Raw genomic sequence first — 5,820 nt, 5'->3', positions numbered from 1 at the left:
GTTGGGTTTCGCTATGGCTCAACCCAACCTACGTTAGTGTTTGTAATTGCTGTTGATTTAGATAGAAATAATGTCCTTTTTTAGCCATTAATTCTTCATGAGTACCACTTTCAATTAACACACCTCTATCTAGTACCAAAATTAAATCGGCATTTCGCACGGTGGAAAGACGATGGGCAATTATTAAAGTAGTTTTTCCTTTGAGAATTGTGTTAAAATTCTGTTGAATTATTCTTTCTGATTCGGTATCTAGGTGAGAAGTTGCCTCATCTAAAACCAATAATTTGGGATTACCTAATAATGCTCTAGCAATGGCTATTCTCTGTCTTTGTCCACCAGATAATAAACCTCCACCTTCACCAATTTGGCTTTCATAACCCATGGGTAATTTTTTGATAAATTCATCAGCACCAGCCATTTTTGCTGCTGCAATTACTTCTGATAAAGGTATTCCTGGATGTCCTAAACTGATATTTTCTCGAATTGTCCCACCAAATAAAAATGTGTCTTGGTCAACTACACCAATTTGTTGTCGAAAAGAACGCAAGGAAAGACTGGTAATATCTTGTCCGTCAATTAAAACTTTACCGTCTGTGGGGGGATATAAGCCGATAACTAATTTAGAAATGGTGGTTTTTCCTGAGCCACTGCGTCCCACTAAGGCTACCATTTGTCCGGGTTTGATTTCAAAATTGAGGTTTTCTAATATATTAATATCGCTTTCTGGATGATAGCGAAATGTGACGTTTTCAAAGCGAATATGCCCCTGAATTGCTGGTAAATTCTGCCGTGATTGATTTTGTAAGTCTTCTTCTGGTTCTGTGTCTAAAACATCGTTAATTCTTTCTACTGCAATCACAACTTCTTGCAATTCATTCCAGAGGACAATTAACCGTTGAAAGGGATTAATAATATTACCCAGCAGCATATTAAATGCTACTAGTTGTCCCACGGTTAACTGATTATGAATTACTAAATATGCCCCAAACCATAATAAAGCTGTGGTAGCGATTGCTTCAATTGTGTTACTAAAAATTTGTAAACGATTGCCGATAACTTGCCCGGAAAAGTTGGTTTTTATCTCTTTATTTAATAACTCTTCCCAATGCCATCTTACTGTTTGTTCTACTGCTGTGGCTTTGACTGTTCGCACACCAGTTAGGGCTTCTATTAGGTAACTACTTTCTTTGTTAACTGCATTGAATATTTCTCTGGAAATCCTTTGTAAAAAGGGTGTGGCAATTAATGCTAATAAGGCAAAGGGTGGGACAATTATTAAAGCTAATAATGCCATTTTCCAACTGTACCAAAACATCAAGCCTACATAGATAAAGACAGTGAATAAATCTAGGAGAATTGATAATGCTTCACCCGATAAAAAGCGTTGAATTTTGCGGTTTTCCTGGACACGAGAAATAATATCTCCCACATAACGAGTCTCAAAAAAACTCAGGGGTAAACGCAATGTATGACGAATAAAACCGACAATTAATGCTAAGTCTATGCGATTTGCTGTATGATCTAAAAGATATTGCCTTAAACCAGTCATGGCTACCCGAAAAAGGCTAAAAATTAACAATCCTATTCCTACTGTTGTCAGGGTCAGTTCTGACCGTTGCACCACTACCCGATCTAAAATTAATTGGGTAAATAGGGGGGTAATTAAGCCAAATATCTGGATAAATATGGAAGCGATAAATACTTCCAACATGACTAAAGAATGGGGTTTTATTAACTCGAAAAACTGCCAAAAAGGTGTAGATGTCTCTTTCGTTTCTTTGAGCATTGCTGTCGGTTGTAACAACAATGTATAACCAGTCCAGTCGCTGTTAAATTCCTTATGGGTGAGGGTGCGTTGACCAATAGCGGGGTCGGCCACAATTACATATTTAGGGGTAATTTCGTAGACAACTATGTAATGTTTGCCTTCCCAGTGAACAATGGCGGGTAATTTTTGCTTTGCTAACTGCTTTAAACTAGCTTTGACAGGTCTAGTAGCAAAACCTAGACTTTCTGCTGCTGTTAATAACCCTCGTAAGGATGCACCATTGCGGTCTACATTAGCAATATCACGGAGACGATTTACACTAAAACGTTTCCCCCAATACCGGGATACCATGACTAAACAAGCTGCTCCGCAGTCAGAACCACTCTGTTGAGCAAAGAATGGATAGCGCCCCATTACCCTTTGCCATAAATGCCCCACCCGTTGTCTGGGACTGGGAAAATAGGCTTTATTAATTTTTGATTCTTTTGATTGTGAGGTTAGATAAGGGGTTGAATCTGAATTTGAATTGTCGTTCTCTGGTGGGTTTGGTTTGAGCGGTGTATAATCTGCTTGTATAATCTGCGTTTCTGGGGAGTATGCTTTCTGCCATAAATGTTCTCGAATTTGGGGATACTTGGCTATTAAAGGCAATAGTAACTTTTCTGGCAAGAAACATAACCGTAAATTTGCTGAAGCTCTGGCTGCATAAGGTGGAAATTGAGATTGGGGAAATAAGGTAAATTCACCAAAGGATGCTCCAGGTTCTAGGGTAGTAATTAATTCGTCGTTATCATCTAGTAGTCTGACTTTGCCTGTAAGTATGATGTAAATGCCCGGTTCAACATTCTTTCCTGTCCAGAATTTGCCGACTTTAGGGTTGATAGGTTGAAGTTCAGGAAGATAGTGATAAAATTCTTCTGCGGTCAGTGAATACCCCAATGTATTGTTGATTTGTTCCAGAGATACTAATTGAGCGGAGATATTGTGCGCCATAAATGTCTGAATCCTTTACTGGTTTGTGAAAATTAATAAGTATAATTTCGGAGGAATCGGCGGTATTTGCTTTTTTAAGGTCAGCAATGGCTATTTTGGGTTCTGCGGCTGATTTTGGGCTATTTTGTTGATTATGGCTGGATTTTGGCCGAGTGGATAAACCCATTTGTTTGAGAATTCGCTTAAAATGGCGATCGCTGACTTCAAAGCCAAATTCTTCCGATAGATGTTTATGCAAGCGATTCAATGTCCATTGTTGAGAAATATAACCATAATCACGAGGATCACTGTGTAATAATTCTTTTAAACGTCGTAAATACTCATCACTAACTGATTTAGGGCGACCAATCCGACTATCTTGCCATTGATGCACCATTCCCTGACGAGCTATGTGTATCCAATGTCTAGCAGTTGCGGGACAACACCCCAAAATTTGACAAATTTCTGCTTGAGTTATCCCCTCGTCCGCTAATAACATAATTTGAATCCGTTGACGCTGGGATTGAGAGCAGTTTTCTTGTAATGATTTTAACAGCATTTGCCGTTGAAAATCTGATAAAAAGCTACCTAAAGAATTGTCTCTCAGACTATTACTACTTGTACCACTTGTCCATTGATATTGCATAAATGGTTCAAAATTGTGAAAATAAAAGCCAGCAGCCATCTTATCTCTTTTTAAAGGAGACTTTTTTGTATTTTAAGGTCACATTTGCATTGTAATACTAGCAATTTATAAAAAATTTACACTATTCTCGTTCCCAGTCGGAGACTGGGAATGGTGTTCTTTTGGCTCTGCTTCCAGAACTTAGTATGAATTAGGACTTACGTAAAATATCTAGAGAAACCTTCTTTTCTTCTAGGAGTTTTCAAGCAAAAAACTTTTCTACACAACGCACAAACATTTCCACACCCATAGGTAAAGCGGTTTCATCAAAATCAAATCGGGGATGATGATGAGGATAATCTAATTTTTTCTCTGCATTTGCAGAACCCAGAAAAAAGTAACAACCAGGAACTTCTTGTAAGAAAAATGACATATCTTCCCCGCCCATGGTTTGACATTCACTAAATACACCAATGGGGATTTCTATCACTTCCTGGGCTACTGAACGCACTAATGCAGCTATTTCTGCATCATTGATCACAGGTGGATAAAGATGGATATAATCTAAGTCATAATTTGCACCGTGACTTTGACAAATTCCCGCAATAATTTTTTCTATGCGTTCTTTAAAAAAACCTGCTAAATCAGGATTAAAATACCTCACGGTTCCGCCCATTTTTGCGGTATCAGCAATGACATTAACTGCTGTCCCTGCGTGGAGTTCTCCTACTGTCACAACTGCGGAATCAAGGGGGTTAATATTACGGGAGACAATGGTTTGTAAAGCACTGACTATTTGCGCCGCTACCACTAGAGAATCTACGGTTTGATGGGGAATTGCTCCATGTCCACCTTTACCGAAAATGGTACAGCGGAACAATTCCACAGCGGCCATTAATGCTCCAGGGCGGACTCCCACCGTTCCTAAAGGCAGATTATTCCATAAGTGTAAACCGATAATAGCATCAACATCAGGGTTGTTAAGTACACCTGCCGCTATCATGGGTTTTGCTCCACCTGGACCTTCTTCTGCGGGTTGGAAGATAATTTTTACAGTCCCGTTCAATTCTTGACGGTGCTGATGGAGATAATAGGCTGTACCGAGAGCGATCGCTGTATGTCCATCATGTCCACAAGCGTGCATTATCCCATCCCGTTGAGAACAATAGGGAACTTCATTGAGTTCTTGAATAGGTAAAGCATCCATATCAGCCCGAATTGCTAATACTTTACCAGGGGTAGATTTTTCCCCTTTAATAATCGCTACAATTCCCGTTTGTGCAATTCCCACTTGATGTTCAATTCCCCAATTTTGCAACTTTTGGGAAATAAATTCAGCGGTGATTTTTTCCTGAAAACCTAATTCTGGTTTTTGGTGAATTTGTCGTCTCCACTCGACTAATTGCGGTTGTAAAGCCCGAATTTCTAACCGCACATTTTTGAGATTTACTGTTGAAGCCAGAGGAAATGTCGAAACCATATTATTACCTAAAAGCTAAAACTTGAAAATTTAAGATTCCCGACTTCTTAGAGAAGTTGGGGATCTCTTTGTTGAGAAATTATTGAAGATTGGCATATAATGTTTCCCAGTCCAAACTAGCAGCAATTTCCGCAAGTTTTTCTAAATCTTGGGGATTTTCGACATAGGGAATACAACCTAAAACTGGGATATTTGTCAGTGATTGAATTAACCCGACTGGAGTTAAATCAGCAATTTCTTCCTCTTGTCGCGGTTGGATACAATTAAGAACAATACCACGGAGGGCGATTTTAGTTTGTCTAGCTAATGCTACATTAGCAACGGCATTTGCGATCGCTCCCAATCTCACAGGTACAACCAAAATTGTCGGTAATCGCCATTCTCCTGCTAAATCAGCTACTGTTAACTCATCAGTAATTGGTGAACCTAACCCCCCCAAAGATTCAATTAATACCAGATCACGTTGTTTTTGTAAAGCTAACAAAGTTCGCCAAACTACCGCCAAATCAACTTGGCGATTTTCCTTAGCAGCGGCTATAGGGGGAGCTAAAGGTGCTTGAAAATACAAAGGTGTAATTTCTTCTGGCGACTGTTCAAGACTAAACAGAGTTTGATACAGTTCCCTATCTCCCATACCCGATTGAATTGGCTTCATAATTCCCAAACTGCGCTGGGGATAATATTTTTGCCAATAAGCGGCTAAAGCCGTTGTGACAACGGTTTTACCCGCTTCCGTATCAGTTCCCGTAATCAGTAAAGTTTTCAACAATGTTTTTGCTAGAAATGATGACTTAATGCGTAAAAAAGTAGGCTGAAAACCCTGTCATTGCGTAGGGATAATTCATGAATTACCCCCACTTGCTGTTTTGCGTCAAATCTGAGGTTCTTTTCATAATTTAGCGTTAATTAGTCCCATTAAATCCTGATGTGGGGGTTTCCGTTGGGGTGGGGGTTTCCGTTGGGGTGGGGGTTTCT

At 39.4% G+C, this 5,820-nt stretch carries 4 protein-coding genes; all 4 read right to left on the bottom strand.

All coding sequences use genetic code 11. The features are described 5' to 3' along the window. Positions 1 to 28: 28 nt before the first annotated feature. Positions 29 to 2,761: a peptidase domain-containing ABC transporter gene (locus tag ACIR131C_RS0120020; RefSeq protein ID WP_028091593.1), complete on the bottom strand. Its 2,733-nt coding sequence runs from the start codon at positions 2,759 to 2,761 to the stop codon at positions 29 to 31. Next, positions 2,661 to 3,425, bottom strand: a complete 765-nt coding sequence (locus tag ACIR131C_RS0120015) for a helix-turn-helix domain-containing protein (RefSeq protein WP_231395512.1) — start codon at positions 3,423 to 3,425, stop codon at positions 2,661 to 2,663. Before ACIR131C_RS0120015 ends, ACIR131C_RS0120020 begins: the two co-directional genes overlap by 101 nt. Positions 3,426 to 3,627: 202 nt before the next feature. Next, positions 3,628 to 4,845, bottom strand: a complete 1,218-nt coding sequence (locus ACIR131C_RS0120010) for a M20 family metallopeptidase (protein WP_028091591.1) — start codon at positions 4,843 to 4,845, stop codon at positions 3,628 to 3,630. A 79-nt stretch (positions 4,846 to 4,924) separates the two neighbouring features. Further along, complete coding sequence (gene bioD, locus ACIR131C_RS0120005) at positions 4,925 to 5,614, bottom strand: dethiobiotin synthase (protein ID WP_028091590.1); 690 nt, start codon at positions 5,612 to 5,614, stop codon at positions 4,925 to 4,927. Between the last annotated feature and the right edge of the window lie 206 nt (positions 5,615 to 5,820).

The organism is Dolichospermum circinale AWQC131C, from assembly GCF_000426905.1.
Taxonomy (GTDB): Bacteria; Cyanobacteriota; Cyanobacteriia; order Cyanobacteriales; family Nostocaceae; genus Dolichospermum; species Dolichospermum circinale.
The sequence above is the reverse complement of the archived record's forward strand: the minus strand, read 5'-3'. Positions and strand labels throughout refer to the sequence as shown.

Coding starts and splice junctions, on each gene's coding strand:
- ACIR131C_RS0120020 (WP_028091593.1), bottom strand. CDS start 2,761: ATGGCGCACAATATCTCCGCTCAATTAGTATCTCTGGAACAAATCAAC.
- ACIR131C_RS0120015 (WP_231395512.1), bottom strand. CDS start 3,425: ATGGCTGCTGGCTTTTATTTTCACAATTTTGAACCATTTATGCAATAT.
- ACIR131C_RS0120010 (WP_028091591.1), bottom strand. CDS start 4,845: ATGGTTTCGACATTTCCTCTGGCTTCAACAGTAAATCTCAAAAATGTG.